Source organism: Suipraeoptans intestinalis (genome assembly GCF_009696485.1).
Lineage (GTDB): Bacteria > Bacillota > Clostridia > Lachnospirales > Lachnospiraceae > Suipraeoptans > Suipraeoptans intestinalis.
The window spans coordinates 771,483-797,519 of record NZ_VULY01000018.1; the positions used below are offsets into that span (position 1 = coordinate 771,483).

Sequence of the window (26,037 nt, forward strand, 5' to 3'; positions counted from 1 at the left end):
TTATACGCCCGGCAGGATCTTCTCTACGTCTGAGTGAGGTCTTGGAATCACATGTGTTGCTACCAGCTCTCCCAGTCTTCCTGCCGCTGCACTGCCGCTTTCTACTGCTGCCTTTACCGCTCCTACATCACCTCTTACCATCACCGTTACCAGACCGGAACCGATCTTTTCTGTCCCTACCAGGACTACCTCCGCTGCCTTTGTCATTGCATCCGCCGCCTCGATCGCCGCCGTCAGTCCTCTTGTTTCTACCATTCCCAATGCTTCCTGTGCCATGTGACATTCCTCCGTTTTCTTTTTTACAAGTTTTTTTACAAATGCGTTCTAATTTTTGTCAAAAGCATTTAGCTTTAACATCTTTTCCGTATCCCCGGTGGGATTAGGGATCAGATAGCTCTGTACCACTCCCGTTACCTGGGATGCCTTTTCCTTTGCCGCCGTAAGCGCCGCTTCCACGTCTGCCACAGCACCTCTGAACTTTACCGTGACCAGAAGGGGTACCGGCAGCTCCTCTGCATTTCCCGGCTTATTTTTATCGAAATATTCCAATCGTACATTCCCGGCCTTGCATCCTGCATCCGCTGCAAGGAAGGCGCAGACCAGACCATATACTTCCAGGATTCCTACTGCTTCTTTCATATCCATGCGCTCCGTTACCGATTAATGATGGCGATCTTCAGTCCCGTCATTGCCAGATTTTTCTGGTGGGCCTCATTGATTTCTTCCAGAGAATAGGTGTCTGTGATCAGCTTTTCCATCGGGAGGCCGATCCCCTTTGCCCGTTTCAGGAAATCAAAGGTGGTGGCATAATCTCTCAGCGTATATACCCAGGAACCTACCAGCGTAATTTCCTTGGAACAAAGATCAAAATGAGGATTGATGGTGGCGTCTCCTCCGTTGATAAAGAATCCCAGCTCGCACAAGCCTCCTCCGTTCCGGATAAACTTATAGATATTGGCGTGCGCCATGGGGTTTCCGGTGCACTGGAAAGCAAAATCTGCCAGATGTCCGTCAAACTGCTCCTTCACTCCCTGAGTCAGCGCTTCCAGACCCTTGTGCTCCTGGAAGTTCACCGACTTCATCGCTCCCATCTCTTTTGCAAATTCCAGCCGTTTTGCATTTCCGTCTACTGCTACGATATTCTCAATTCCCATCGTCCGCAGCACCGCGATACAGATCAGTCCGATGGGGCCGCATCCTTGTACCACGACTCTGGAATTGAACCGCAGGATCCCGGTAGTCTTTGCCCGTTCCACCGCGTGGATCAGTACGGCAGAGGGCTCGATCAGGATTCTGGAATACAGATCCAGGTCACTTACGTTAAATACAGTAGAGCCTTCTCGGATCAGGATATAGTCGGAGAACCAGCCGTTAAAATGGATCTCGTCGTCCGGAAGCAGGCCATATACATCTGCCCCGCCTACGTTTTGCTTGTTCATATCAAACATGGTAATATCCGGATCGTCCTTGAAGATCATGCAAGTTACCACCTTGTCTCCCACCCGCAGATCCTTTCCCGCACTGTCCTTTTTTACATGTTTTCCCATTTTTACGATCTCTCCGGTACCCTCGTGTCCCAGCACTATCGGGATCAGTCCGAAGGGATCTCGTTTAAACTCATGGGCGTCCGTTCCACAGATCCCACAGCCTTCTACCTTTACCAGAATGTCTCCGTCTCCTACTTCCGGAAGGGGGAATTCCTTGATGTCATAATGCTCCAGGTCTGTCAGCATGGCCACCCTTGCCGTCTGGGGAATGGCTTCCTGTCCCTTTGCCGGAGCAGTCATGCCGGAGGGCTCCGCCATCATGTTGGCCAGCACCTGTTTTACGATTTCTTCTACATTCACATTGCTATTCATTGTTTCCTCCTTACCGAATACAAAGACTTTCGGACATGACACACTTACGCCGTTTTGTAAAGGTGCTGGCACTGGTCAGTCCTTCGCCGGTTCTGCTGGCTATGGTGAAGGTACAAAAGCCTTCGCCGCCAAATCCCAATGCTGCGTAAGAGGGCCCGTTTTTTACCAGGATCGCCGTGTCCAGCATCCTTGCGTAATGGGTGATCCGATCCACATTCTTGGAATGAATGTGTGCGGAATGCCTGTTTCCATGCTCCAGCCAGAGCGCCTGTTCTACCGCGTCTTCAAAGTCCTTTGCCCTTACGATCCCCAGAATAGGCATCATCAGTTCCTCCGCGATCAGGGGATGCTCCTTTGGTCCTTCAAAAATAATGCATCGGATCCCGTCAGGCACAGACACGCCGATCATTTCCAAAAGCGTCTTTGCATCCCTGCCCACACACTTGCGGTTCAGCCTGCCGCCTTTTAGCACCAGCTCTGTCAGCTTCTGCTGTTCTTCCTGACTGATCTGGTAACATCCCTGTTCTGTCTGCATATAATGGAGCAGCTCATCTGTGATCTCGCTGACAGCCACCACCTCTTTTTCTGCAATACAGGGAAGATTGTTGTCGAAGGTACATCCGTTTACAATATCTCTTGCCGCTTTGGCAATGTCCGCCGTTTCGTCTACCAGTGCAGGAGGATTTCCTGCTCCTGCTCCGATCCCCCGCTTCCCGGAAGAAAGTACCGCCGTTACCACGCCCGGTCCTCCGGTCGCCGCGATCAACGGAATGTCCGGATGCTTCATCATCACATTGCTGCTGTCCATGGTAGGCTTTCTGACAGTCACCGCAATATTGTCCGGCCCGCCTGCCTCCAGAGAAGCCTCGTTGATCAGATTGACGGCATAGATGGATGTCTGGATCGCTGCCGGATGTGGATTAAATACCACCGTATTTCCGCCTGCCAGCATTCCGATGGTGTTGCAAAGCACCGTTTCACTGGGATTGGTACAGGGTGTAATGGCTCCTATCACCCCAAACGGTCCCATTTCTATCAGGGTCAGCCCCCGGTCTCCCGAATAAGCTTCTGTCTTAATGTCTTCTGTCCCCGGAACCTTTTCTGCCACCAGGTGATGCTTCAGGATCTTATCACCCACGTTACCCATTCCGGTTTCCTCTACGCCCATGCGGGCCATGACCTCTGCCTGCTCCTTTGTTTTTTTGCGAATGGCAGAAATGATCTTTTCTCTTTGATCCATGGTCATCCGTTTTACGATCTGCTGCGCTTTTTTCGCCGCCTCGATGGCCTCTGTCATCTCCTCAAACACTCCGTGCTTCGTGGCTGCATCTTTCCGGATCTCCAGCTTTGCCACCACTTCCTGCACGATATTTTGCAGCAGTTCCTCATTTATCGGCACGAAACCACCTCCTCTAATAACTTCTTCCCGTACACAGCCAGTCCTTCATCCTGTTCTGCACTTCCGCCGCTGATTCCCAACGCTCCGATGATCTTTCCGTTCTCCTGCAGTATCTCGCCTCCGCCAAACAGAACGATCCTGCCATGGTTGGTAAACTGTATCCCGTACAGAGACTGTCCCGGCTGTGCAGCTTTTCCCAGTTCACTGGTAGACCTTTGAAAGGCAACGGCTGTGTAGGTCTTATTGACCGCCACATCGTAGCTTCCCCGGTAAGCCCCGTCCATACTGCGCACCAGTATGGGATGGCCCGACGCATCTGAAACGGCGCTGACGATGGCAAGTCCCAGTTCTTCTGCCCGGTCTTCTACACATTCCACCAGGGCAGCCGCCAGTTCCAGGGTCATTCCCAGACGCTTATCCCGGCTTCCGCCCCAGGCTGCTTTTACAAGCCTTGCTACCCTTTCTTCTTTCATCTGTCTGCCCTGCCTGCACTACATTCCCAGCTGTTCCATCACTTTTGCGGTAATGGAGGCTACCAGATCGGCATTGCTTGCCGCCTCTGTCTTCGGCTTGCTCTGACTCTGGCATCCGCAGCTGTGGCAGTTCTTTCCGTTTTTATTCTGGCAAAGGTCTGCCGGGTGTTTTCCCGGAATTCCCATCTTTCTTCTGATCTCGTACAGTTTTTCTACCGTCTGGCTGTCAAACTCCTTCGGTCCGCCCAGCATTTTGGACTTGTACAGCAGTTCTGCATAAAATTCTACCGACTCCATCTTGTGGTAAGCAGACAGAAGATCCTGTGCCCAGGTCAGGGCGCCATGGCTTTCCAAAAGTACGGCGTCATAGTACGGCAGGTACTTTTCTACATTGTCCGGAATCTCTACCGTAGAAGGAGTTCCGTATTCTGCGATAGGAACACATCCCAGGGAAATGACTGCTTCCGGCATAATGGGCTGGGTCAGCGGGATCCCGGCAATAGCAAAGCTGGTGGCAAAGGTTGGATGGGCATGTACTACCGCTCCTACATCCGGCCGTTTTTCATAGACCCTCATATGCATCAGAATCTCAGAAGAAGGACGGAAGCCTTTGTTTGCCTGGATCACTTCTCCCTTGGCATTGACCTTGCAGATATATTCCGGCGTCATAAATCCCTTGGATACTCCGGTAGGGGTACACAAAAACTCATTGTCGTTCAGCTTTACAGAAAAGTTCCCGTCGTTTGCGGCAACCATGTTTCGGTTGTAGACTCTTCGTCCGATCTCACACATTTGTTTTTTTATTTCGTACTCATTCAACATCGCTTGTTCCTCCCTGGAATGATCATTTTATTTGTTTTTCTTGGTTCTTTTTGTATTTTAATCTAAATACAACATAATGTCAACTGTTTATGTGTTGTTTTATGTTGTTTTTAACCGTTTCAGATCTTTTTCCCGGATTTCTATCCCATTTCCCCGTCATCTAGGTTCTGGTGATCTCGCACACACTGAAATCCAGCTTCCTGCTGGCATACTCCAGAATGGCACAGACCGAGGCTTCTACCTCTGATACACTTCCTGTGATCACCAGTGATCCGCTGACATGATCCAGGAAACCGATCTGGATCCCGGAAGCCTTCATTCCGATATCCGCCAGGATAATGGCCGTCTCCGCCGGAGTCACCGTCAGCACCCCAATGGCTGCTTTTACTTCCTTTCCGGGAGCCAGCCCTACTTTTTCATAAAGGCTTCGATCCGGATTGGCGATGATATGTGCCAGCGTCAGCTGTTTTCCCGGTACCAGCTCCTGTACGATCCTTTGTTTTTCACTGTCTCTGTATTCCATATCACCCTCCGATCTGACACGCCAGCATGGACGCCGACTCTGCCGCCTGTTTCAGTCGTTCCATCTTCTCCGTGGTGGGAGGAAGTACGTCTCCCATCAGATAGTTTCTCCCAAGACCTTCGTATTTGTCCTGCCCCAGTCTGTGATACGGCAGGAGAAACAGTCGTTTGACTTCCGCCAGTTCTTTCGCAAAGGAGGCGATGGCCCGGATCTCTTCCGTTGTGTCATTGAAGCCCGGGATCACCGGAATCCGGATATTCAGTTCTGTCGCTTTCGACACTGCGATTTTCTTTGCATTTTCCAGGATCAGCCGATTGTCCTTTCTGGTGTAGGCCTTATGCTTCCCAGGATCCATGTGCTTGATATCCAGCAGATACTGATCCAGATACGGCAGAAGTTCCCGGATGGCCTGATAGGGCGCGCAGGCGGTGCTTTCCATGGCAGTAGAGATCCCCGCATATTTGGCAGCCTTCAAAAGATCTCTGGCAAACTCCGGCTGACAAAGGCTTTCTCCGCCGGAAAGGGTCAGTCCCCCTCCGGAGCGCCGGTAATAGGGGCGGTCTTTTTCTACTGTTTCCATGACTTCTTCCACCGTCACATCCCGTCCCATGATCTTTTCCTTCCCGCCTACTATCATGGTCTGGATCCGATATTCCTGGGACTCCGGATTGCAGCACCAGCGGCATCTTAGAACACATCCCTTTAAAAACACAATGGTCCGGATGCCGTAGCCGTCGTGGATAGAGTATCTCTGGATATCAAAAATCCTTCCTTTTGTCTGTCTGTAGTCTTCCATAATTAGATTCCCTGCTCTGTTCGGTTGATGATGTCGTCCTGTAAGGACTTGGAAAGTGTGGTAAACAATGCGCTGTATCCTGCTACCCGCACGATCAGATGCGCATATTTTTCCGGATGTTTCTGTGCATCCAAAAGCGTTTCCCGGTCTACCACATTAAATTGCATGTGGCTTCCCTTCTGGTCAAAGTAGGAGCGGATCAGACTGACGAAGTTGTCCAGTCCCTTGATCCCGCTAAGGGCGGAAGGATGCAGCTTCTGGTTAAAAAGAGTTCCGTTGGAGGCAATTCCGTGATCCAGCCTCGCCACCGAGTTGGCAGCCGCCGTGGGCCCATACACATCCTTTCCAGCAGAGGGAGAAACTCCGTCCGCCACCGGTGTGTGCGCCAGCCGTCCATCGGGGGTTGCTCCCGTCTGGGCTCCCAAAGGAACGTTGGCCGATACCGGATACAACCCTGCCTGATAGGTTCCTCCTCTTGGGTTACGGTAGTATGGAAGCGGCTTTGTATAAAGGTATGCCACTTCTCTGGCAAATTCATCAATTTCCTCCTGATCGTTCCCGAATTTGGGAACCTCGTCGATCCACTGCCGCAGCTTCCTGTATTTCTGCTTTTCTTCTTCCGGGATCAGATCCTGACTTAAGGCTTTGACCACAGCTTCCACTTCCTTTGGCCCCGTCTTTTGTCCCTGTTTCTCCAGTTCTCTCAGGATGTCCACCGCCATCTCTGTCATGCTGACCGCGTCCAGGCCTTCTCCGTAATTCAAGGCCATTGCCTTTCTATATTCTCCCAGAGTCACCTTCTTTTCTTCAAATACCAGCTTCTTGATGGCATACAGGGAGTCTGCCATATTGGCGATCCCAAAGCCCTGGGGACCGGTAAAGTTATAGACGGCTCCGCCTTCCTGTACCGTCTTTCCTTTCTTCATACAGTCGTCCACCATCGACGACAGGAAAGGAAGCGGACATCTCTGTGCATGCGCCACGTCGATGGCATTGTCTGCATTGACCAGAAGAGAGATCTGGTAATTCATCTGCGCTTCGTAGGCTTTATAAACTTCTTCAAAGGTGGTCATCTGCTCCACATCGCCCGTCCTGACGCCTACCAGCTCTCCTCTGTCCATTCCGTTGGAAAACACCAGTTCCAGCGGACGGCACATATTAAAGAATGCTGCGTCATGCCACCCTTCCGTTTTTCCTGCCTTCTGAGGCTCCACACAGCCGATGATGTTGTAATCCCTGGCGTCCTCCAGCGTCAGCCCCCTGCTCATCAAAGAGGGAATGATCACTTCATCATTGTAATAGGCCGGCAGCCCGATCCCCGTCCGGGTCAGTTCTGCTGCCTTCATCAGAAGATCCTGCGGCGAACCGTTCCACACCCGGATAGACAGAGACGGCTGCGGCAGAAATACATGGTGAGACGCCTGAATACACATAAAGGAAAGATCATTGGTCACGTCACGCCCCTCTGTATCCTGTCCTCCCACGATCAGGTTCTGGAACAGGCTGTAGCCGGCAAATCCCTCCGCACTGGCAGCATCACGGCATTTGTTCAGGTCGTTGAGCTTGACCCAGATACAGTCGATCAGCTCCTGTGCCTGTTCTCTGGTCAGCCTTCCCGCCTCCAGATCCGCCTTATAATAGGGATACATATACTGATCGAATCTTCCCGGAGAGATGGAATGCCCACTGGATTCTATCTGGATCAGCTGCTGTACAAACCAGAAGCTCTGGCATGCTTCATAGAAGCTTTTTGCCCCCTTTTCCGGCACATTTTTGCAGTTTTCTGCGATCTTAAGAAGCTCTTCCTTCCTCCTTGGCTCCCCTTCTTTGGCAGCCAGCTCTCCTGCCAGCTTTCCGTATCGTTTCCCATAACGGATCGCAGCCTCACAGCTGATCAGAACCGCCTGCAAAAATCTGGACTTGGAGGCATAGTCAGGATCACCCACCTGACAGCTCTCCAATTCTTTTTGTGCCTCTTCCATAATGCCCTGATACCCTTTTTGCAGTACCATTTCATATTTGACTGTTACATGACCCACTCCGTTATAGAAATAATTCCCGGCAGTAAACATATTGTGAGCGATGGCTTTTTTGGTTTCCTCCGCCATATAATGCTCGGCCAGTTCACTGGTGGTTTTTCCTTTCCAGTAGCGGTGTACCTCCCGCAGCTTCTGTTTCGTTTCCTCTGCAATGTAAAAAGGATCTGCCGCTCTGGTCTCTACCGTATCAAATTCCTCTTCCAGCCAGGTGTAAGAAAATTCCGGATAGGTCTGGCACCCTCTCGGAGCCAGCGTGGTGCTTCCTACGATCAATTCCTGGGGACGTATCAGGATTGGAATGTGATCCAAAATATGGGCGAATGCTTTCGCCCGGCGCAGGATCATCGGTTCTCCCTCTGTTTCCTTGTAGGATTCCGTCAGCAGCACCGCTCTGGCGGATTCGATCTCCGGCATTTTGGCATACAAATGCTCTACCAGGGCCGGAATCCGGTCTGTCTTTGGAATGTCTGTACTGTTATACTTTCCCATTCTTCCCTCCATTTTGTGTGTTCTATTGGCTTTTTATGAATTATATGTTGTTTTTATTGTATTTTATGTTGATTATATGTTGTTTTTATTGTCCTGTCAAGGATGTTCTATCGCTTTTCCCACCACAACCCACAAATACACCACAAAAAACAGCAGCCAGACTCTTTCTCCTGACTGCTGCTATTACGAACTACCTTTCTTTTTCCCGTTACGCCCAAATTTTTCTTACTGAAAATGCAATTGCCTCTTCCGACCTCACCGGGCTGTCTGCCGATTCCTCTCTGGATTTCCTGCTACAACTGCCGTTTCAGAAACTCTCTCACGCTTTCCATGACGCAGGCGCTTTCGTAGCCCGCCTCCCGCCGCACCTCTTCCTTTGCCCACTTCATGGCAAAGCTGTCCGGCACCAAATGAAACATGGGAATATCATTGGTATTGTCCCCGAATACCAGAACCTCTTCTACGGACAGCCCTCTCTCCTTCAGCAGCCACTGCAGCGCGCTTCCTTTATCTGCTTCCGCCAAAACCAGATCCAGCCAGCTTTCATCCTGAAAGCTGATCCGTACCTCGTGATCTTTCTCCCCCTTCCTTCTGATCCAGCCTCCTTTTTCCCCCGATCCCAGAAAAAACGACATTCGAAGCACCGGTTCTGTCACTTCCCTGACGTCCCGGACGGGCATGACTGCTCTTCTTTGTTTCTGATACCTGCTTCTTAGCCCTTCATTTTCGTATTCTGTGTAGCAGGTGTGTTTCCCTGCCAGCAAAAGCTCCGCTTTCTGTCGTTTTGCCTCCTTCACCCAGTGTTCTACCGTTTCCCGGGAAATGGGTCTGCAATGGAGCATCTTTCCCTTCTGTATGATCGCGGCTCCCTCCTCGCAGATCATGGTCACTTCATATAGCACCGGCGCAAGCAATTTTTTCAGATCTCCGTAAGATCTGCCGCTGGCTACCACAAAGTCTATTTTCCGGGATCTCAGCTCCCGAATCCCGTCGAAAAATTCTTCTGGAAGCCTCTCTTCCCCCTCTTTTAACAGGGTTCCATCCAGATCACTGACAATACATTTCTTTCTCATGCTTTCTTCCCTTTCCGTCGAATTCCTTTCCCCGCTTCCCTTCTTTGTCCGTTCTATTTTTCAGGGCAGACCTATCCTTCTTCCTGTATTTCTTTGGATCTCTTTGCATTTCTTTGGATTTTCTGTACATCCAGCGTCATTATAGCAAACTCCTGCGGAGATTTCTACTTTCAAAAAGTCACAGGCTCCTCGGACTCCTCGCAAGAACCCGTTGGCACATCTGCTCTTCGCTTCCCTTAAATGTATTCATGATCCGGTTACATTATCTGACCCGTCAACTGTTTTTCGCAACAGATCCGCTTTCTCCGTCCCTCTGTTAAAAAACACCTTGAAATTCCGCTCGTTCTTTTCTACAATTTACCTAGGCTGTACCCACCGCCTTTTTACAGGCAGTTTTCTTCTGCAACAGACAGCCTTGATAGATTCCAGGCAAAAAGGAGACGAACTATTATGCTGAAAACAAACGTGATGCGCCTGCTAGATCAAAAGAAAATCCCTTACACTACCCATGACTACAGCGATACCGACGCCCTCAGCGGAACAGAGGTCGCCTCCATTCTTCATCAGGATCCTTTACAGGTATTTAAGACGCTGGTCGCTGTCGGCGCTTCCAAAAAATATTATGTGTTTATGATCCCTGTCTGCAAGGAGCTGCAGCTTAAAAAAGCCGCTCAGACAGCGGGAGAGAAAAAAATAGAAATGCTGAAGGCAAAGGAACTGCTGCCGCTAACCGGATATATCCATGGCGGCTGCTCTCCCATTGGTATGAAAAAGTCTTTTCCTACCTTTATCGATCAGCAGGCTCTCGCCTTTCCTACCATCATTTTCAGCGGCGGAAAGATCGGCCATCAGGTGGAATTGTCTCTTGAGTCTCTCAAACAGATCCTTCCTTTTGGCGTGGCAGATCTGACTTAGGGGAGAATTCTTTCCTGTGCCTTCTGATGTTCTTCTCTTGCTTCCGAAAGCGCAATAAAAAAAAAGGATACGGCAACTGACAAATTGTATCAATTACCGTATCTGTTCCGATGCGGATGACAGGACTTGAACCTGCACGTCATGGACACTAGATCCTAAGTCTAGCGCGTCTGCCAATTCCGCCACATCCGCATGCCTGTTCCAGGTCAAATGATGAAAACAGGGCACTCCCTATTCTACTTTTTTTAGCGATTTTTGTCAATTCTTTTTCAATAAAGAAGGCTCATGAAAGCCTTTTGAAAAGCCTTTTTGTCCTATCAGCCCAAAAGGCATCCTAGGATCCCGATCACAAATCCATTTCAAACACAAAACGAACGTCAAAACTGCCATCAGCTTTCGCTGATGGCAGAAATTGTGTCTGTTTCTCCGGTGATCCGGCTGCCAAGGCAGTCAAGCAGGATCTTTCCCGCTTTCAGTGGTTCTATATTCCCTGTTCCTCTTTTCTTTTCGTGAATACCAGGATCCCTCCTGCGATCGAAAGCAGCATTGCCCCGGAATAGAGCAGAACCTTCGGAGAATCTCCCGTTTTGGGAGCCGCTGTTGATTTCTTCACGCCGGCAACCTTTCCCGGAACTTCCGGCTTGGAAGGTTTTTTTGGATCCGTCGGCTTAGAAGGTTTTTTGGGATCTGCCGGCTTGGAAGGATCTTTTGGATCTGCCGGAACATCTTTTTCCGCAAGACATTTTACTGTCAGTTGAATGGCATCTGTGGTCGGATCTGTGGAATCTTCTCCCCCGTCCAGCTGAACTCCCTTCCACTTATAATCGAAACGGATCACATTTCCCGTCAGCTTGTGCGTTGCCTTTGCCTGGAAGACTCCTGTCACATCCCCTTTTATCGTGTAATTCTGTCCGCTCACTGCATCGTCTGCAAATGTCACACCGCCAACTTCCACTTTTAAGTGATCTTCTACTCCATCTACCGCTTCCTTGATTTCCTTAAATGTATTTACTTCTGCGGCAACCACCATAGTAACGCTTAGTTTCTTTCCCTCTATCTTCGCATCGGAGATCTTGAACTTTCCATTGGCTCCCTTCAGCTCAATATGATCCTTTGCATTCTCCGTAAACCGAAGTCCTTCCGGAAGCTCCATAGATGCTGTAAATGCATGATGTATATCGCTGATGGCGATATTCGTGGCAACCTGGTCTGCCTGATAGGCGTCCTCTACCTGCTTCATTTGCGTCTTGATCGGCCTTACATTCAGAAGTCCCGTTACCTTAAACGTATCTGCTTTTTTGAATACCGGAACCTTGGTGTGCTGGGTATCCTCATTTACCAGCAGGTCTCCGTCCAGATTTCCCGTCTTCTGGATCGTCTGCTCCGTCGCTGCCGGATAATGCACGGAAATTGCGATCTCTCCCGGATTGGCTACGCTTTTTCCGCCTTCCGACTGCTTTCCGTCCCACTGTAAATTAAAATTGATCGCTTTTCCGGAAACGGTATGGGTTGCCTTTGCTTCCATCCGTCCGGTCACCAGGCCCGTTACCTCATAAGTTTTGCCGCCTTCCGCCGCTTCATTAAATTTAACTGTCCGGAAGGTGACTTTCAGCTCATCGTCCATTCGGTTGATGGCATCCCGAAGCTTATCATAGCTGGTTATGCTTTCGGCTCCCGCCAGCTTGAGGGTGACTACCGCCACCCTGTCAGCATTCTCCAGCGTAGTCTGTCCGACCTCAAACACCCCGTTCGCGCCGGAAAGCGTCGCCTCTGTTTTTGTGAAGCTTAACTCGTATGGCAACATCAAGCTGGCTGTAAAGGTACTCTCCAGATTTTCCAATTTGATATTTGAGGCTTCTGCACCTGCGTAGGTATTTTCGATCTTTGCCATCTGTTCTTTGATGGCTTTTACGTCCAGTGTCCCCACAAAATCCATTTCTTCCGTCTTCTGCTTCGTGACTGCCGTATTTCCCGTATCATCCCCAAGCTTCAGATCCGCGTCCAGATCCAGCTGCTGCTTTACATCCTCGTTGCTTGGCTGTCCAAAGCAGTTGGCCGCTGAAAATCCCGGCGCCAAAGGCTGCGAGCTGACATCTGTTCCATAAACCACCTTTGAAAACGCCCAAGGAAAGCTTCCTGATGCATGCGTCTCAAACTCTCCCTTAGCCGTGACAGTCTGCTTCTCAAATTCCTTTGCTTCGTCCAGACTCCCCGCTGTAACGGTATAGGGAATAGTGATATCGATCGTCTTGTCTGAGGCTCCTCCCCCATCCTTGAGGTAATATTCGTAGATGCCCGGCCAGTTTACATCCTTCAACGGAAATTTGAAGGTCACCGACTGTCCGCTGACATTATGCGAAAATGCAGCGGTATTAAACATGGATGTGGCGTTGGTCTTCTGAATGGCAGCGCTGTCAATGACGGCGCCTGCCGGAAAGGTTACCGTGTATTCCACATAGGCAATCGTGTTGGCTCCATCCTTTCCGTGCGGATAGAATCCGTTAACTGCCGCCAGTCTCATTTGGGTTTCAATCCCCTGCATCACCTTTCCCATAGGAATGGAGGCCTTCCAGCTTCCATTGAATGTGGCGGTATTCTGAGCGGCTCCACAGCTTGCCGTCCCGCTCGTCTGAGTGTACTGTGCCACCTGTAGTTCATCCGCCGCCTGGACGACCACCGCTTTTGGCAACAGCATCCCCAATGCCACTGCCATTGCTGTCAGAAAAGCGAATCCCCTGTTTCTTTTCTTGCAATTTTTCATTTCTTTTCCTCTCTTGACTTTGAATCCTAGCTCCTATATATGAATCATTCCTATACTACTCCGAAACCTTCGGCAATGCAAGCGCCTTTCTTCCGCGTTCTTCGTCTCCCCTGACGAATTCCTCTTCCGCCGGCACTAATACCTGTCATATTTGCAGCTGTATCGCTCCCTCGATCTGGCCAGATGCAGCCGCATGCCTTCTCTTGCCCCGTCCCCGTCGTGGATCAGGATCGATCCATAAATTTTCTGGTGCTCTTCGTAAATTTCCTGAATCTGCTCCTCGTACACCATGCCCGTTCCACTGATGTGACGCATCAGATTGCTGATGGTCTGGATCATGGTGTAGATCACATCATTCCCGGAGCATCTTGCGATGCAGATATGGAAATCCAGATCCCCCTGCAGAAATTCTCCATGATTTCCTTCCAGCAATGCCCTTTGCATACTATGGCAGATGGAAGACAGATGGTGAAGCTCATCCACATCCTCGCAAAAAGCCGCAAGCTCTGCCGCCTTCGTTTCCAGGCTGTTGCGAACCACAATAATGTCTTCGATCTGGCTCCGGTTCAGAAACAGAGACCAGGACAGAGGGATCCGGAAAAAATCCGCCTCATCGCTGCTGATGTAGGTTCCCTGTCCCGGCCGGATGTCTACCATCCCAAGAACCTCCAGCACCTTCATGGCTTCCCGGATCGCCGAGCGCCCTACATTCAGCAGGACCGCCAGCTCTCTGTCCGCCTCGATCTTATCTCCCTTTTGCAGTGTGCCGTTCATCATCTGCTGCGCAAAATGCATGGTCAGCTGGTTGATCAGATGGTTGATCCCAGTTTTTTTGCCTCCCTGCCCCGGAATCTGCAGTCTGTCTTTTTTCTTCGGAAAGAGGGAAGCGATCTGCTCCGCAAATTCCTGTGTGTCCAGAGCAAAGAGCATCGGATCTATCGACACCTTGTCCGCTATCTTCAACACCACATCATTCAGTCTTACTCCGCCTTTCACTTCCAGATTGGAGAGAGTCGCAATACTGATGGGTCTTTCTTCCTCGTCCAGGAAGTGATGGATCAATTCTTTTTGTGTCAGTCCCAGATGTCTCCTGAAAATTCTGAGATTTTCATGTTTGTATAATGAACTCAAAGCTCGTCCTCCCACCATTCCGATTCTTCCGCACCCCCAGCAGCTTTCTATCCTATTTTACTCACTTAACAGCTGCATTGCAAGCTCTGTTATGATGACGGTTGCCTTTGCAAACTCGCTGTACTTTGTAAATTCGACCGGACAATGGCTTCTCCCGTCTCTGCTGGGCACAAACAGCATCGCAGTTGGAATGACCTGCCCGATCTCAAGGGAATCATGTCCTGCTCCGCTGGGAAGATATTTATAGCTGTACCCATGCTTTTTGCAGCCTTCTTCCATTCTGCTTAACATTTCTTTTGAAAGAAATACCGGTGTGATTTCAAGTTTTGCATTGATTTCATAGCTTCCGCCCATCGCCTTGACTTCCCGTTCCAGGGCCGCCCGGATCCTGTTTGCAATATCATTGATATTGTCGTTATTCATGGAACGGATATCTACCGTAAACTCCACCCGCTCCGCAACAATGTTCATTCCTCCCGGTATGGTACGGATATAACCTGTAGTAGCCACCGTTCCATCCGCTTTTTCTCTCGCCCAATCCGGAATCTTGGAAATCACTTTAGTGGCTGCGTCTACCGCGTCCATACGCATATCCATCGGCGTCGTTCCTGCATGGTCCGCCCTTCCGTGTACCGTTACCTGATACCTCTGGATCCCCACGATTCCTTCTACCAGACCAATCTCAACATTTTCCGTATCCAGAACAGGGCCCTGCTCAATATGCAGCTCCAAAAACTGTCCGATGGAGCCCTCCGCCCATGCGGCTTCCCGGATCTTTTCCGGAACCAGTCCATATTCTACCATGGCGTCATAAATCGAGACGCCGTCCTTGTCTTTAAAGCTTTTGCAATACTCCACGTCACGGTCGCCCAGCATGGCTCCCGATCCAAAGTATCCCGTTCCAAAACGCATTCCTTCCTCGTCGCAGAAGCCGACTACCACAAAGTTCCGGTCCTGCATGATTCCGCTGTCTCTTAGCTGTCTTGCCACCTCGATCCCACACACGACTCCTGCGATCCCGTCAAAATCTCCTCCGTTGATCACAGAGTCATAATGGGAGCCCATCATGACACAGGGAGCTTCGGGATTTTTCCCCTCCAGGACCCCGATCACGTTGCCGGCAGCGTCTTCTCGTACCTGCATTCCTGCCTCTTTCATGATCGTTGTCAGGTAATTCACGGCATCTCTTGCTTCTTTCGTGAAAGGAAGCCGTGTACACCCCTCTCCCGGCGTAGCCGTATACTGTTTTAAATGCTCTAAATTTGTCGCGATCCTTCCAATGATTCCATCAATCTCCATCATGCGTTCTTTTCTCCCTTTCAAACGAACCATGCCTTCGGTTCTTTCTTCTGTTTCCCTTATTTTTTCCGTTCTATGATAAATACCCTGATGGGCGAATAGAGCATGGCTGCAATGACCATCAGGAATCCAACGGTACACAACACGTCGTTTGACAGGCCAAGTCCTGCCATGATGATTCCAAACGCCAGCATCATAATCAGAAATACAAGCGTCAGACCGCCCGCCTTCGTCTTAAAGAAACTTTGATTTTCCATTTTCCTGCCTCCATTCCTTTGTGTTTAAATGACAGTTGCCGCATACAAAATGATTCCGATCACAATGGTGGCAGGCACTGTGATCACAATGATCTTCTTTAGCACCTGTCCTTCGCTTCCCAGAATATTGGCGGTTGTTGTTCCCAGAATAATCTTACTGGGACTGACGGCGCTTCCGATCGCTCCACCGGCAGACTGAGCCCCCAGTACAGCCGGGGCGTTGACGTCCAGCAGCTTTGCCGTCTGTACCTGAAAATCTCCAAACAGGATATTGGAGCTGACATTACTGCCTGTCATAAAGGTTCCCAGCAGTCCCACGAAGGGAGCCAGCACGATATAGATCCTTCCCAGTACCCTTGAGATCCCGTTGGCAAGAACCACTGTCTGTCCTGTTCCGCTCATGATCTTGGACATAATAACAAGGCCGATGACTGCGATCCCCGACGGCATCGTCATGGCGACAGACTTCCCGAAGATCCGCTTTACGCCGCCTTCTTTGATCCAGCCCTTCTGTCTGTAGTAGAAAAGGCCGATCAGGGAAGCCAGGAGCAAAAACATACTGGCATGCGTAAATGGCTGGAATGGAGAAAAGCTCTCGTACGCTTTGTTCACAAATCCATATCCGGTAGTCGTCTCCGGGAACGGGCAGCCAAATTCCACCTGTTGCAGCAGGTTATGCACCGGCTTTATCAGCAGTACGGCCAGCGTCATTGCCGATAAGAGAATGTAGGGGACGAACGCCTGCAAAAGCGTCATATCCGTCTCTTCCTTCTCGGAGGACCGTCCTGTAAATTCCCGGTTCATCAGATCGCTGTCTTCCATCATCCATTCCTCTTTGTACCGTTTCATTTTTCCCAAAAGCAATACTACCACCAGTGAAATACAGGAAGGAATAAAGCAGGACAGTGTCGTGTTGACCTGCGTCAGAAGAAGCTCTCCGCCTCCCTGGATCAGAGACAGCAGGACCACTGCCGGAAATCCTTTTTTGACGGCTTTTCCTTTTCCGTAGAACCAGCAGATGGCAAATCCGGTAATCGCGTTCCAGAACCAGAGGAAGCCTGCCGTCCAAAGAGCCGTCACCAGGTATTCCCTGCTTCCTGCCGCCAGATTTGCCGACATAGCAAGGGCGTCCCACGCCGCCGCCAGTGTTCCGAAGGTATTTCCCCATGCCTGTCCTAACAAAGGAAGAATCACGGCCCATTTCGGCTTCATCCCGATCCCGATCAGCAAAGGAGCTCCCACTGCAACCGGAACACCGAATCCGGTAATTCCCTGCAGGAAGCTTTCAAAAATCCATCCCATTGCGAGCACCAGCAAAAGCTCATTGGGAAGAAGCTTCCGCATTCCGCTTTTGATCACCGAAAAAGCGCTGGCTTCTTCTCCTACCTGATACATCAAAATGGCGGTCCACACGATTACCAGAATGGTGAGGGCGCTCCAGATCCCTTTTGCACTCTCCGCCGCCAGAAGCCTGATATCCGCCTTGTAAAATACCATGCCCGCAACGATCGTGATCAGAAGTCCTATGGGCGCGGCTTCAGTCGCTCCCCACTGGTATTTGATCATCAGCACCAATAAGACCACGATGGGAAGAAATGCCATGATCCACATAAATAAGTTTGTTGGTATATTCATAGTTATCTCCTACTTGCTGTTTCTGTAAATTTGTCCGAAAGCCATACCCCTCAGCCCCGGAAGGAGCTGCAGAATATGGCCTTTCTCCGGACTCTTAAGAATGTATCACAGTACCTGTTTTGCCCGCGATCCCATCCGATGCTTTATCCAGCAGCGTGATCAGCGTCCGGCGCCCCGGAGCAGATCTGGCAAAGCGGATCGCCGCCTCTACCTTGGGAAGCATGGAGCCTTTTGCAAACTGCTCCTGTGCAATGTACTCTTCTGCCTGTTCTACCGTAATATCCGAAAGCCATTTCTGATCTTCTTTTCCCCAGTTGATGGCCACCTTTTCTACCGCAGTCAGGATGACCAGGTAATCCGCGCCGATCTTCGCCGCCAGAAGGCTGCTGGCATTGTCCTTATCTATCACTGCGTTGGTTCCTACCAGTCTTCCGTCTTCATCACTTACAACGGGAATCCCACCGCCGCCGCAGGTGATCACGATGTGCCCTGCGTTTACCAGTGTTTTGATAGTTTCCAGCTCACGGATCCGCATGGGCATGGGAGAGGCTACCACCACACGGTACCCTCTGCCGGCATCCTCCATGCACGCCACTCCATTGGCTTCATTTTTTTCCGCCTCTTCCTTCGTCAAAAACCTTCCGATGGGCTTTGTGGGGTTCTGAAAGGCTTCGTCCTTCGGATCCACTTCCACCTGCGTCAGGATGGTGGATACCTTTCCGTCGATCTTCCGGTTGTGCAGTTCGTACTTGATGGCATTTTGCAGATCGATGCCAATATACCCCTGGCTCATGGCCACAGAGGTGGGAAGCGGGATCTGCTTATCCGTCTCTCCCGCCACCACCAGATTGTCCATTGCATTCTGGATCATGCCTACCTGCGGCCCGTTTCCATGGGTGACGATGATGTCCAGTCCCTGCTCCGCAAGATCCACGATCACCTTTGCCGTTTTTGCAACTGCTTTCTTTTGCTCTTCGATATCTTTTCCCAGGGCATTTCCGCCAAGAGCAATGACCACTTTCTTTTTCTCCATAGCCATCTCCTATCTTTCTATATTTTATGCCTCAAATCCCAGTTTCTTAGCATATGCCACGATTGCCTTCTCGAAGCATTCGATGGGAGGATGTACCGTACCTGCGCCGATCTGTCCCTTTCCTGCCACTTTGTTTGCAATTCCCGTGTTGATGACCGGTGTGATTCCCTTTTCCACTACCAGTCTCGCGTCGATTCCCAGACAGATTCCCTGGAAATTCCAGGTAGGAACAGTAAAGTTGGGATTCCTGTCGATCACGATCTCCATCATCTCATTGCTGGTCCTCAGCGCATCTTCATATCCGCCGGCTCCCACAAATCTTGTTACGGCAGGCGCGGCGATCATTGCCATGCCTCCTACGCCAAAGGTCTCTGTGATCGCACTGTCTCCCATATCCGGGCATGCGTCCTCTGCGTCATATCCCGTAAAGTAAAGTCCCTGCGGTGTATTTACCGGGCCGGTAAACCATTCGTCTCCCATTCCGGCAATGCGGATCCCAAACTCATATCCGTTCCGGCACATGGCTGTTACGATGGTTCCGTCCGTTCCTTCTCTTGCTGTATCCATGACCACCTTTCCTGTCGCCATCATAATGTTCAGGAAGAACTGATCTGTATCCGAAAGGAATTTGATCACGTCATAGCGGTCCTTTTCTTCCAGATCCATCGCTGTGATGATGGGCGCCACCTCTTTCAGGAAAGCCAGGGATGCCGCGATATTTCTCTGATGGAATTCATCTCCCATGGCAATTGCCTTTGCCACCAGCGGATTGACAGCCAGACCGTTTTCCATGGATCGAAGGGCTTTTCCCAGTGTGGGACCCAGTACGTCCCGCATCCAGCGCAGTCTGTCTACTACTTCCGCATCATAAGCGCCAAAGCGCAGCACCTTTCCAATCCCTTCGTTCATCGTACAGTAAGCCTTGCGTCCATCTACTGCATTTTCCACTACAAAGACTGCCATGTTGGGAGAGGTGATCCCTCCCATCGGCCCTACTGCATTGCAGTGGTGGCAGGGAATAAACCGGATCTCGCCCGCCTCCAGCATCCTTCTTGCTTCTTCTTCCGTCTCTGCCCATTCTTCAAACATGACGGCCCCGACGCAGGATCCCTGCATAGGATCCGGCATATTCCGGTACGCCACCGGAGGTCCGGCATGTAAAATGACTTTTCCGCCATTCTCTGAAAATTCCGGGATCACATCTTTTGCCCGGACATTGTCTTTTAGGATGGGCTGACTTCCCACAATCTTTGCGATCACTTCCCGGTTCTTCTGATCGATCTCCTGGCAGGTTCTTAAAAAATTCAGGGTTTTTATCAGCTTTACATTTCCGCCTGCCGGTGGCATCCAGTCGTACTGTACCACCTGGCAGCCAAACTGATCCGCTACTTCCGCAAAGCTTTTCAGCCCTATATTGATGATCCCCGGTTTTTCTGACAGCAGTCTGCGAAGCATGTCAGAAGGAGCTTGTTTCTCCCTGGGAGCCACTTCTTTTTTGCGGATCTCCTTTTTCGGTTCTGCAAAATCTCTTCCAATGGCACGAATCGCCATACGGCACGCCAGCTTATTGTTTTCGCAGACCATCACGCCTGCCTGCTCCAGCTTGCTTACAGCTTCTTCATATCCTTGTACATCTTTCTTCGTTCCGCACACCGTTCCGATAAAGAAAACCTTTCTTCCCGCCGACTCTGCCTTGGCCTTTAATTCCACAATAGTGGGAAGAAGGGCGCCTGCCATGTCCCCATGGGATCCATAACCCAGCATGATATCAAACAGAACCACTCCCGTCGTCTCATCATCCACTGCTTCCTGCATGCATTCGATCCGTTTTGCCGGGTCGATCATCGGATGCGGTTTGCCCTGCGTATAAGCGTCGTCTCCCAGATCTACCACAACATTTCCGTCCAACTGCAGCATATACCCTTCAATATCCTCCGGCGGGACCTTACATCCCATGGCGTCCTTGATCAGCATGGCCGCCTCATTTGCCAGGGTTCCTCCCGAATAATATGCCTTGATGGTCTTTCCATCCTCTGCCCGGAAGAACGCGGAAGTGTCTGCGTTTATCTCCGCCTCCGGCACTTCTTCGCCTCTCACCAGACCTACGGCAAGCCTTGCCGCCTCATCCAGCGTATAGGCATGATAGAAGTTTTCTTCGTGATAGTCCGGTTTTTCTCCTACAAATAAGGTGACTACCGGTTTGCTGAAATTGGAAAGCCTTGCAGAGATCTTGTCCCTGACTTCCTTTGCCGGCGGCTTGGATACGATCACAAGCACTTTTACCGCTTCGTCCTCTTCCATTCCGTCGATCATATCCATCATCGTGATCCCGCCAATGGCTGCGTTCAGATCACGGCCGCCGATCCCGATGGCGTTCGTTACTCCTTCTCCCAGCCGGTCAATGATGGTGGTCAGCTCCTGGATCCCGGTTCCGGAAGCTCCGATGATTCCGATGGACCCGGGCGTCACGTTGTTGGTAAAGGCAATGGGAACTCCCTGGATGATTCCGGTACCGCAGTCCGGCCCCATCACTGCAAGCCCTTTTTCGTGCGCCTTCTCCTTCAGTTTCTTTTCGTCTTCCACCGTTACATTGTCGCTGAACATAAATACATGCAGCCCCTCATCCAACGCCCGGTCTGCTTCCAGCGCCGCATACGCCCCCGGAATGGAGATCACCGCAAGATTTGCCTCCGGCAGCTTTTTCAGCGCCCTTTCCCAGGACTTGACACTTTCTGCCCCCTTTTTCTCCTCGTTGTCTCCCGACTGCTTTTTCAAGAATGCTTCACACTCCTCCAGGATGACGTCCAAAATCTCTTCCCGGTCCATATCCGCAACCACTACCATATCGTTTGCCGTTGCGGCCATCAATTCTTCTGTATCCAGCCCGCTCTGCTTGAAAATATCCTTATTGGCGGGCGTCGCCATCATGATGGATACCTTTTTTACTCCCTCGATCGCTGAAATATGGTTGGTCAAAAGCATCAGCACGACGGAATCATGATAGCTTCCTTTTTTTACGACTGTTTTTAACATAGTTTTTCTCCCTAATCGGCAAATCTGTTTTTGTGATCATATCTGTCAAAATGAAGCTGGTCGCTTTTCAGGTAGTCCACGATCTCATCTACCACCTCGATGCCGCCCTCTTCATAGGTTTTGTCTCTTCTCATCACAGCTCTTTCTCCCGGATAATACACCTTTCCAAACCCGGGTGCCGCCTTCATTCCGCTCAGCTCATCGCAGGACTGGGACATGTTTTTCATAAACTGTTCCGCCCCGCAGAATCTTTCCGGATCCATCACAATGATCATCTGACCCAGCTCCCGTCCCTTGGAGCAGTCTGCATACATGGAGCTTACATGCTTTCCGAAGGGAACTCCCAGCAGGATTCCTGAGAAAATGTCTACCATCATCATCAGCCCGTATCCTTTTGCTCCTGCAATCGGCACCAGAGCGTTCACTTTATGGGGATCTGTTACCGGGCTTCCTTCTTCATCCACTGCCCAGTCACTGGGGATCTCTGCTCCCTGTGATCTTTTATCCAGGATCTTTCCCCATGCCTGCACGGTAGTCGCCATATCAAAGACCACCATTCTTTCGTCTGCTGTCGGCGCCGCAAAAGAAATGGGATTGGTTCCATAGTAAGGCTCTGTCCCTCCATAGGGCACTGCCATGGGATCAGACTGACAGAAGGTTATGGCAAGCAGTCCCTGCTTCGCACACATTTCCGTGTAATATCCGATGGAACCTGTGTGTGAAATATTCGCCATCCCAACCACTGCAACCCCGTTTTCTTTCGCCATTTCGATAGCTTTTTCTGTTGCCTTTGTCGCCACGTAATAGCCGATCCCGTTGTCTCCGTCCAGGATCCCGGAACAGGGGCCCGTCTGTTTCCATGTGATAGCAGGGTCGTGGGTGATCCCTCCTTTTGCGATCCTTTCTGTGTAATATTCCACACGTACCGCTCCATGAGACGCATATCCTCTCTCGTGTGCCCATGTCAGGATCTCTGCCGTCTGCTCTGCGTGTTCTTCCTGCAGCCCTCCCTGCATCATTTTATGCTTCATTAAATCTTTCAACTCTTGACGTGCAAGCTTCATAACTTCCTTCCCTTTTCCTTTATTTTATTCTACCTGATTACAGCCGAACCTCTCTGTTACAATCCTTGGAGTACAGATAGGCAAGCTCCTCTTCTCGTCCTACACCGTAGCATGCCTGCGGACAGTAAGCGTCCAGGAACATGTAATCCCCCTTCTTTACCGGGATCCATTCGCCGTCCACACGATACATTCCTTTTCCGGAAAGAAAATACATCCCATGCTCCTGCAGGTGTGTTTCGATATATCCATGGGAAGCTCCCAGCTTGAATTTCAGAATGTGGAAGTTCATGTCAAAGCCAAAATCTCCCGCAGCCGGAAGCAGGTCTTTAATGTGGCAGTTGTCCATGCCTTCGTATTCCACCCATTCCATGTCATTTGTGTTGTTTACCACCGTATGCGCCGCATATCCCTCTACCGCATCATATCTGCGCCGGTAAACAAACAGCTTTGCCGTGTCCTTTCCTGTATTCTCAAAGCAGATGTCCTTCCCTGCCGGAGAAAACAGGTAGCCGCCCTCTGTCAGGTCTGCTTCCTTATCTGCATTTTTTACATGAACCTTCCCGGAAAGAACGTACAGCAGTGTCTCGATTCCTTCTCCACCGATCCCCTTCAGGTTCTTTCCGCCTTCGTGTACCGTTACAAGATAGTCTGCAAAAGACGCGCCCATGGCCGGAGATGCAAGAATGGTCACATCACAGTTTTCATATCCCGGAATGGCATTTTTTACCAGTCCGTCCGGCTCAAGAAGTACCCAGTTATCCTTCTTGATCACGGAACGTGTCTCTAAAAGATCCTCTCTGTATCCTGTCTGATTGTTTAAATAACTCATAGCTTTCATCCTTCCTTTCTTGATTTCCCAATAATTTTTATGTGTTGTGGTCAACCGGATTCTAATAGTTATTATCCTCTTAGTATCCTATTTTTTCAATAGTCATTTTAAACAAATTCATGAATTTTATTTTATCTATTCTGTATTTTTTATTTCCAATGCAGTTCCTCTTTATTTTCTCGCTGTTCGTGTTATAATATGTATTGAAATTTTCTTTTATTTATTAACCACATTTTAATCAACGGTTTCTGGAGGTTTTTTATGTTTCAGTCTAAAGAAGTCTGTTTACAGCAGCTGCCTTATCCCAAAAACGCCATCGTCTATTCCCATTCCTTCCGTAAGCCTCATGCCGTCCTTTTATATTTTCATGGCGGAGGACTTTTGTACGGAGATAAAAGGGATCTGCCCGACTGCCATATCCGCCGGCTTACCGAAGCCGGCTACAGCATTATTTCCTTTGATTATCCCCTGGCGCCGGCCGCAAAGCTCCCTCTCATTCTGGAGGATGTCTGCGCGTCCATCCGGCATTATCTGGAGCATCCGCTTTCCTATGTCTGCCGTCCTCTCCCCTACCTGCTGTGGGGACGTTCTGCCGGCGCTTATCTTTGCCTGAGCGCCGCTGCCTGTGGGCAGCTTCCCAGTCCACCGTCAGGGATCCTCTCCTACTACGGCTATGGGTTTTTGTGTGACAACTGGTTTCAGTCCCCCAGCAGTTTCTACCGCACATTTCCACCGGTGTCGGCTGACTGTCTGCAGGCCATCCCGAAAGAGATCCATCCCACCGGCAGCCTGCAGACCCATTACAGCGTCTATGTCTACGCCAGGCAACAGGGCTGCTGGAAGGATCTGATCTACGAAGGACGGGAAAAGTTTTTCTTCCTGCAGCACTCTCTTCGCACCTGCGACCGGCTTCCCTGCCCACTTTTTTGTGCCCACAGCACCGGAGATACCGACGTCCCTTACGAAGAATTTCTTGCTTTGCGTACAAAATACAACGCCTCTTCCTATGTGGCTCCCTGCAGTGAACACGATTTTGACCGGGATCCCTCCTCTGCCTTTACTGCCGCTCTTCTGGATGCCTCTCTGGCTTTCCTGCATCAGCTCTTTGCAGTCTGATCCTCTTCTGCCTCAAGCAGGAGCCTTCCGTTTATGGATACTCTCCTATAAACGGAAGGAGAGTGCCGCTTTCCTTCCCATCCGGACACGAAAACGACACCTCCTCTCATTCTGTTCTTATGCTTTATTTTTCAAAGATAGTTCCCTTGCAGAACTTCCTGGAGGACGGCAGCGTCTTCATCAGGAAATAATACAAAACCCCTGTCGGAATCAGGCTGACGTACCAGGACAGCTTCATGATAAACAGCGAGCAGATGGAGCCTATCAGAATCGCGATGATCCCTGCCCAGTTGATTCCCTTGAAGGTTCCCTGTTTGTCGTAAATATCATTGACATCCAGCTTTTTCTTTCGCAGGATAAAGAAGTCCACTGCCATCACCGCAAAAATCGGTCCTAAAAAGGCAGAGTAGAATTGGGTAAACAGGTTCAGACCTGCTGCCGAATCTGCCGTAACCAGCTTCCACGGCATCACACATACGGACAACACACCAACCAGTACGGTTGCGTGAGACCACTTCATTTTAAAGGATTCCATCAGAACATATGCCGGAGGTACGATATTGTTCAATACATTTGTGGTCACCTGTGCAAATGCGATAAACAGCAGGGTCACAACCGTCAGAAATTTACTTCCCATCGTGGTAGAAAATACTTCCACCGGATCGCTGTTGCCTGTCGCCGCCGTTACCAGAAGCCCGATCAGGCCCATGAACAGGGTTACCGGCAAAATGGAGATGGTGTAGATGCTTGCCGCTTTTACCGGCTTGATATCCGGCGTTGCATTCCGGGAATAATCGGAAGCATTAATGATCATGGTCGAATAGATCCCAAGGAAGGAAGTTGTCGCTGCCCAAAACGGCATGCCCCAGGTTCCCTTCACCTTGGAGAATACGTCTCCGATCTCTGTAGAAAACTGCGTATTTACCACATACAGCATGTAGATCAAAATTCCGATGATAAAGACACAGGAAATATTTTCCAGCCACTTGATCCCCTCAAACCCCTTAATAGCAAGAGCCACCTGAAGGATCGTAAACAATGCGTATACCACCGGCAGATTGTCAAACCCAAACAGAACCTTACAACAGCCGTTGATGGCGCCGGCTCCTACCCAGCTTTGGAAGCCAAACCAGACAATGGCAGGCAGTCCCCGAAGAACACCGGGGATTTTTACTCCCGTTACGCCAAAGCTGCTGCGCAACTGCACGGCAAACGGTATGCCATAAATATGTCCGCATTCTCCGATGATCGCAAGCGCCACTGCAATGACAACACATCCGATACACATCGCAAGGATCGCCTGTGGTACGGTAAGTACCCCGATCAGACCCGCTCCCATAGAAAATGTCCCTACCGATACACAGCCGCCCATAAAGCTTGCCCCGTAGGAAACGGTACCCATGATCCTCTTTTTTGTCGGCTGCAGATCCGGGTCGATCTGCTGCGCCAGATCCGCCCTTAATTCCTTATTTTCTATCAGATTACTCATCC

General features: G+C 50.3%; 22 protein-coding genes and 1 tRNA gene. 2 read left to right on the plus strand and 21 right to left on the minus strand.

Annotated elements, in window-relative coordinates; all coding sequences use genetic code 11:
• The 10 genes from FYJ34_RS04315 to FYJ34_RS04360 all read right to left on the minus strand — a co-directional run bounded on the left by FYJ34_RS04315 (position 1) and on the right by FYJ34_RS04360 (position 9,473).
• Entirely contained in the window at positions 1-276 is a 276-nt protein-coding gene (locus FYJ34_RS04315; RefSeq protein WP_154476540.1) for a BMC domain-containing protein, read from the minus strand.
• 48 nt (positions 277-324) lie between these two features.
• The gene (locus tag FYJ34_RS04320) at positions 325-639 is read right to left on the minus strand and encodes a BMC domain-containing protein (RefSeq protein ID WP_154476542.1); all 315 of its coding nucleotides are present in this window, start codon (positions 637-639) and stop codon (positions 325-327) included.
• 14 nt (positions 640-653) lie between these two features.
• Positions 654-1,859 carry a zinc-binding dehydrogenase gene (locus FYJ34_RS04325; protein ID WP_154476544.1) on the minus strand — a complete coding sequence of 402 codons (1,206 nt, stop codon included), beginning with the start codon at positions 1,857-1,859 and terminating at the stop codon, positions 654-656.
• A gap of 10 nt (positions 1,860-1,869) precedes the next feature.
• Positions 1,870-3,258 carry an aldehyde dehydrogenase family protein gene (locus tag FYJ34_RS04330; RefSeq protein ID WP_330582529.1) on the minus strand — a complete coding sequence of 463 codons (1,389 nt, stop codon included), beginning with the start codon at positions 3,256-3,258 and terminating at the stop codon, positions 1,870-1,872.
• On the minus strand, positions 3,249-3,731 hold the full coding sequence (locus tag FYJ34_RS04335; RefSeq protein ID WP_154476546.1) for a GlcG/HbpS family heme-binding protein: 483 nt from the start codon (positions 3,729-3,731) through the stop codon (positions 3,249-3,251). The genes FYJ34_RS04330 and FYJ34_RS04335 overlap by 10 nt, the downstream gene beginning before the upstream one ends.
• Before the next feature lie 18 nt (positions 3,732-3,749).
• Positions 3,750-4,553, minus strand: coding sequence for a class II aldolase/adducin family protein (locus FYJ34_RS04340; RefSeq protein ID WP_154476548.1), 804 nt, complete (start codon positions 4,551-4,553; stop codon positions 3,750-3,752).
• Positions 4,554-4,713: 160 nt separating this feature from the next.
• Positions 4,714-5,076: a BMC domain-containing protein gene (locus FYJ34_RS04345; RefSeq protein ID WP_154476550.1), complete on the minus strand. Its 363-nt coding sequence runs from the start codon at positions 5,074-5,076 to the stop codon at positions 4,714-4,716.
• A gap of 1 nt (position 5,077) precedes the next feature.
• The gene (locus FYJ34_RS04350) at positions 5,078-5,872 is read right to left on the minus strand and encodes a glycyl-radical enzyme activating protein (protein ID WP_154476552.1); all 795 of its coding nucleotides are present in this window, start codon (positions 5,870-5,872) and stop codon (positions 5,078-5,080) included.
• A 2-nt stretch (positions 5,873-5,874) separates the two neighbouring features.
• Positions 5,875-8,400, minus strand: a complete 2,526-nt coding sequence (locus tag FYJ34_RS04355; protein ID WP_154476554.1) for a glycyl radical protein — start codon at positions 8,398-8,400, stop codon at positions 5,875-5,877.
• Positions 8,401-8,693: 293 nt separating this feature from the next.
• The gene (locus tag FYJ34_RS04360) at positions 8,694-9,473 is read right to left on the minus strand and encodes an HAD family hydrolase (RefSeq protein WP_154476556.1); all 780 of its coding nucleotides are present in this window, start codon (positions 9,471-9,473) and stop codon (positions 8,694-8,696) included.
• 450 nt (positions 9,474-9,923) lie between these two features.
• On the opposite strand from FYJ34_RS04360, the gene ybaK reads away from it, so the two are divergent.
• Positions 9,924-10,388: a Cys-tRNA(Pro) deacylase gene (ybaK, locus tag FYJ34_RS04365; RefSeq protein ID WP_154476558.1), complete on the plus strand. Its 465-nt coding sequence runs from the start codon at positions 9,924-9,926 to the stop codon at positions 10,386-10,388.
• A gap of 111 nt (positions 10,389-10,499) precedes the next feature.
• Here the strand turns inward: ybaK and FYJ34_RS04370 are convergent.
• The 10 genes from FYJ34_RS04370 to allE all read right to left on the minus strand — a co-directional run bounded on the left by FYJ34_RS04370 (position 10,500) and on the right by allE (position 23,430).
• A tRNA-Leu gene (locus FYJ34_RS04370) sits at positions 10,500-10,580 on the minus strand.
• Positions 10,581-10,869: 289 nt separating this feature from the next.
• Positions 10,870-13,149: an LPXTG cell wall anchor domain-containing protein gene (locus FYJ34_RS04375; protein ID WP_154476560.1), complete on the minus strand. Its 2,280-nt coding sequence runs from the start codon at positions 13,147-13,149 to the stop codon at positions 10,870-10,872.
• Positions 13,150-13,284: 135 nt separating this feature from the next.
• Positions 13,285-14,280, minus strand: coding sequence for a FadR/GntR family transcriptional regulator (locus FYJ34_RS04380; protein ID WP_235899249.1), 996 nt, complete (start codon positions 14,278-14,280; stop codon positions 13,285-13,287).
• 57 nt (positions 14,281-14,337) lie between these two features.
• Positions 14,338-15,579, minus strand: a complete 1,242-nt coding sequence (locus tag FYJ34_RS04385; protein WP_154478823.1) for a M20 family metallo-hydrolase — start codon at positions 15,577-15,579, stop codon at positions 14,338-14,340.
• Between the two features lie 59 nt (positions 15,580-15,638).
• Positions 15,639-15,836, minus strand: a complete 198-nt coding sequence (locus FYJ34_RS04390) for a hypothetical protein (protein ID WP_154476564.1) — start codon at positions 15,834-15,836, stop codon at positions 15,639-15,641.
• A 24-nt stretch (positions 15,837-15,860) separates the two neighbouring features.
• Positions 15,861-17,471, minus strand: a complete 1,611-nt coding sequence (locus FYJ34_RS04395; RefSeq protein ID WP_154476566.1) for an L-lactate permease — start codon at positions 17,469-17,471, stop codon at positions 15,861-15,863.
• A 94-nt stretch (positions 17,472-17,565) separates the two neighbouring features.
• The gene (gene arcC, locus FYJ34_RS04400) at positions 17,566-18,504 is read right to left on the minus strand and encodes a carbamate kinase (RefSeq protein ID WP_154476568.1); all 939 of its coding nucleotides are present in this window, start codon (positions 18,502-18,504) and stop codon (positions 17,566-17,568) included.
• A 24-nt stretch (positions 18,505-18,528) separates the two neighbouring features.
• Entirely contained in the window at positions 18,529-21,537 is a 3,009-nt protein-coding gene (locus FYJ34_RS04405; protein ID WP_154476570.1) for a bifunctional FdrA/YlbE family protein, read from the minus strand.
• Positions 21,538-21,548: 11 nt separating this feature from the next.
• Entirely contained in the window at positions 21,549-22,601 is a 1,053-nt protein-coding gene (gene allD / locus FYJ34_RS04410) for an ureidoglycolate dehydrogenase (protein ID WP_154476572.1), read from the minus strand.
• 37 nt (positions 22,602-22,638) lie between these two features.
• The gene (allE, locus tag FYJ34_RS04415) at positions 22,639-23,430 is read right to left on the minus strand and encodes a (S)-ureidoglycine aminohydrolase (protein ID WP_154476574.1); all 792 of its coding nucleotides are present in this window, start codon (positions 23,428-23,430) and stop codon (positions 22,639-22,641) included.
• A gap of 261 nt (positions 23,431-23,691) precedes the next feature.
• Between allE and FYJ34_RS04420 the strand changes: the two genes are divergently transcribed.
• Positions 23,692-24,546, plus strand: a complete 855-nt coding sequence (locus FYJ34_RS04420; protein WP_154476576.1) for an alpha/beta hydrolase fold domain-containing protein — start codon at positions 23,692-23,694, stop codon at positions 24,544-24,546.
• Positions 24,547-24,670: 124 nt separating this feature from the next.
• On the opposite strand, the gene FYJ34_RS04425 is transcribed toward FYJ34_RS04420, so the two are convergent.
• Entirely contained in the window at positions 24,671-26,035 is a 1,365-nt protein-coding gene (locus FYJ34_RS04425; RefSeq protein WP_154476578.1) for an NCS1 family transporter, read from the minus strand.
• Between the last annotated feature and the right edge of the window lie 2 nt (positions 26,036-26,037).

Coding starts and splice junctions, on each gene's coding strand:
- FYJ34_RS04420 (WP_154476576.1), top strand. CDS start 23,692: ATGTTTCAGTCTAAAGAAGTCTGTTTACAGCAGCTGCCTTATCCCAAA.
- allD (WP_154476572.1), bottom strand. CDS start 22,601: ATGAAGCTTGCACGTCAAGAGTTGAAAGATTTAATGAAGCATAAAATG.
- FYJ34_RS04375 (WP_154476560.1), bottom strand. CDS start 13,149: ATGAAAAATTGCAAGAAAAGAAACAGGGGATTCGCTTTTCTGACAGCA.
- FYJ34_RS04350 (WP_154476552.1), bottom strand. CDS start 5,872: ATGGAAGACTACAGACAGACAAAAGGAAGGATTTTTGATATCCAGAGA.
- arcC (WP_154476568.1), bottom strand. CDS start 18,504: ATGGAGAAAAAGAAAGTGGTCATTGCTCTTGGCGGAAATGCCCTGGGA.
- FYJ34_RS04345 (WP_154476550.1), bottom strand. CDS start 5,076: ATGGAATACAGAGACAGTGAAAAACAAAGGATCGTACAGGAGCTGGTA.
- allE (WP_154476574.1), bottom strand. CDS start 23,430: ATGAGTTATTTAAACAATCAGACAGGATACAGAGAGGATCTTTTAGAG.
- FYJ34_RS04355 (WP_154476554.1), bottom strand. CDS start 8,400: ATGGGAAAGTATAACAGTACAGACATTCCAAAGACAGACCGGATTCCG.
- FYJ34_RS04390 (WP_154476564.1), bottom strand. CDS start 15,836: ATGGAAAATCAAAGTTTCTTTAAGACGAAGGCGGGCGGTCTGACGCTT.
- FYJ34_RS04340 (WP_154476548.1), bottom strand. CDS start 4,553: ATGTTGAATGAGTACGAAATAAAAAAACAAATGTGTGAGATCGGACGA.
- FYJ34_RS04385 (WP_154478823.1), bottom strand. CDS start 15,579: ATGGAGATTGATGGAATCATTGGAAGGATCGCGACAAATTTAGAGCAT.
- FYJ34_RS04315 (WP_154476540.1), bottom strand. CDS start 276: ATGGCACAGGAAGCATTGGGAATGGTAGAAACAAGAGGACTGACGGCG.
- ybaK (WP_154476558.1), top strand. CDS start 9,924: ATGCTGAAAACAAACGTGATGCGCCTGCTAGATCAAAAGAAAATCCCT.
- FYJ34_RS04360 (WP_154476556.1), bottom strand. CDS start 9,473: ATGAGAAAGAAATGTATTGTCAGTGATCTGGATGGAACCCTGTTAAAA.
- FYJ34_RS04395 (WP_154476566.1), bottom strand. CDS start 17,471: ATGAATATACCAACAAACTTATTTATGTGGATCATGGCATTTCTTCCC.
- FYJ34_RS04335 (WP_154476546.1), bottom strand. CDS start 3,731: ATGAAAGAAGAAAGGGTAGCAAGGCTTGTAAAAGCAGCCTGGGGCGGA.
- FYJ34_RS04325 (WP_154476544.1), bottom strand. CDS start 1,859: ATGAATAGCAATGTGAATGTAGAAGAAATCGTAAAACAGGTGCTGGCC.
- FYJ34_RS04405 (WP_154476570.1), bottom strand. CDS start 21,537: ATGTTAAAAACAGTCGTAAAAAAAGGAAGCTATCATGATTCCGTCGTG.
- FYJ34_RS04320 (WP_154476542.1), bottom strand. CDS start 639: ATGAAAGAAGCAGTAGGAATCCTGGAAGTATATGGTCTGGTCTGCGCC.
- FYJ34_RS04425 (WP_154476578.1), bottom strand. CDS start 26,035: ATGAGTAATCTGATAGAAAATAAGGAATTAAGGGCGGATCTGGCGCAG.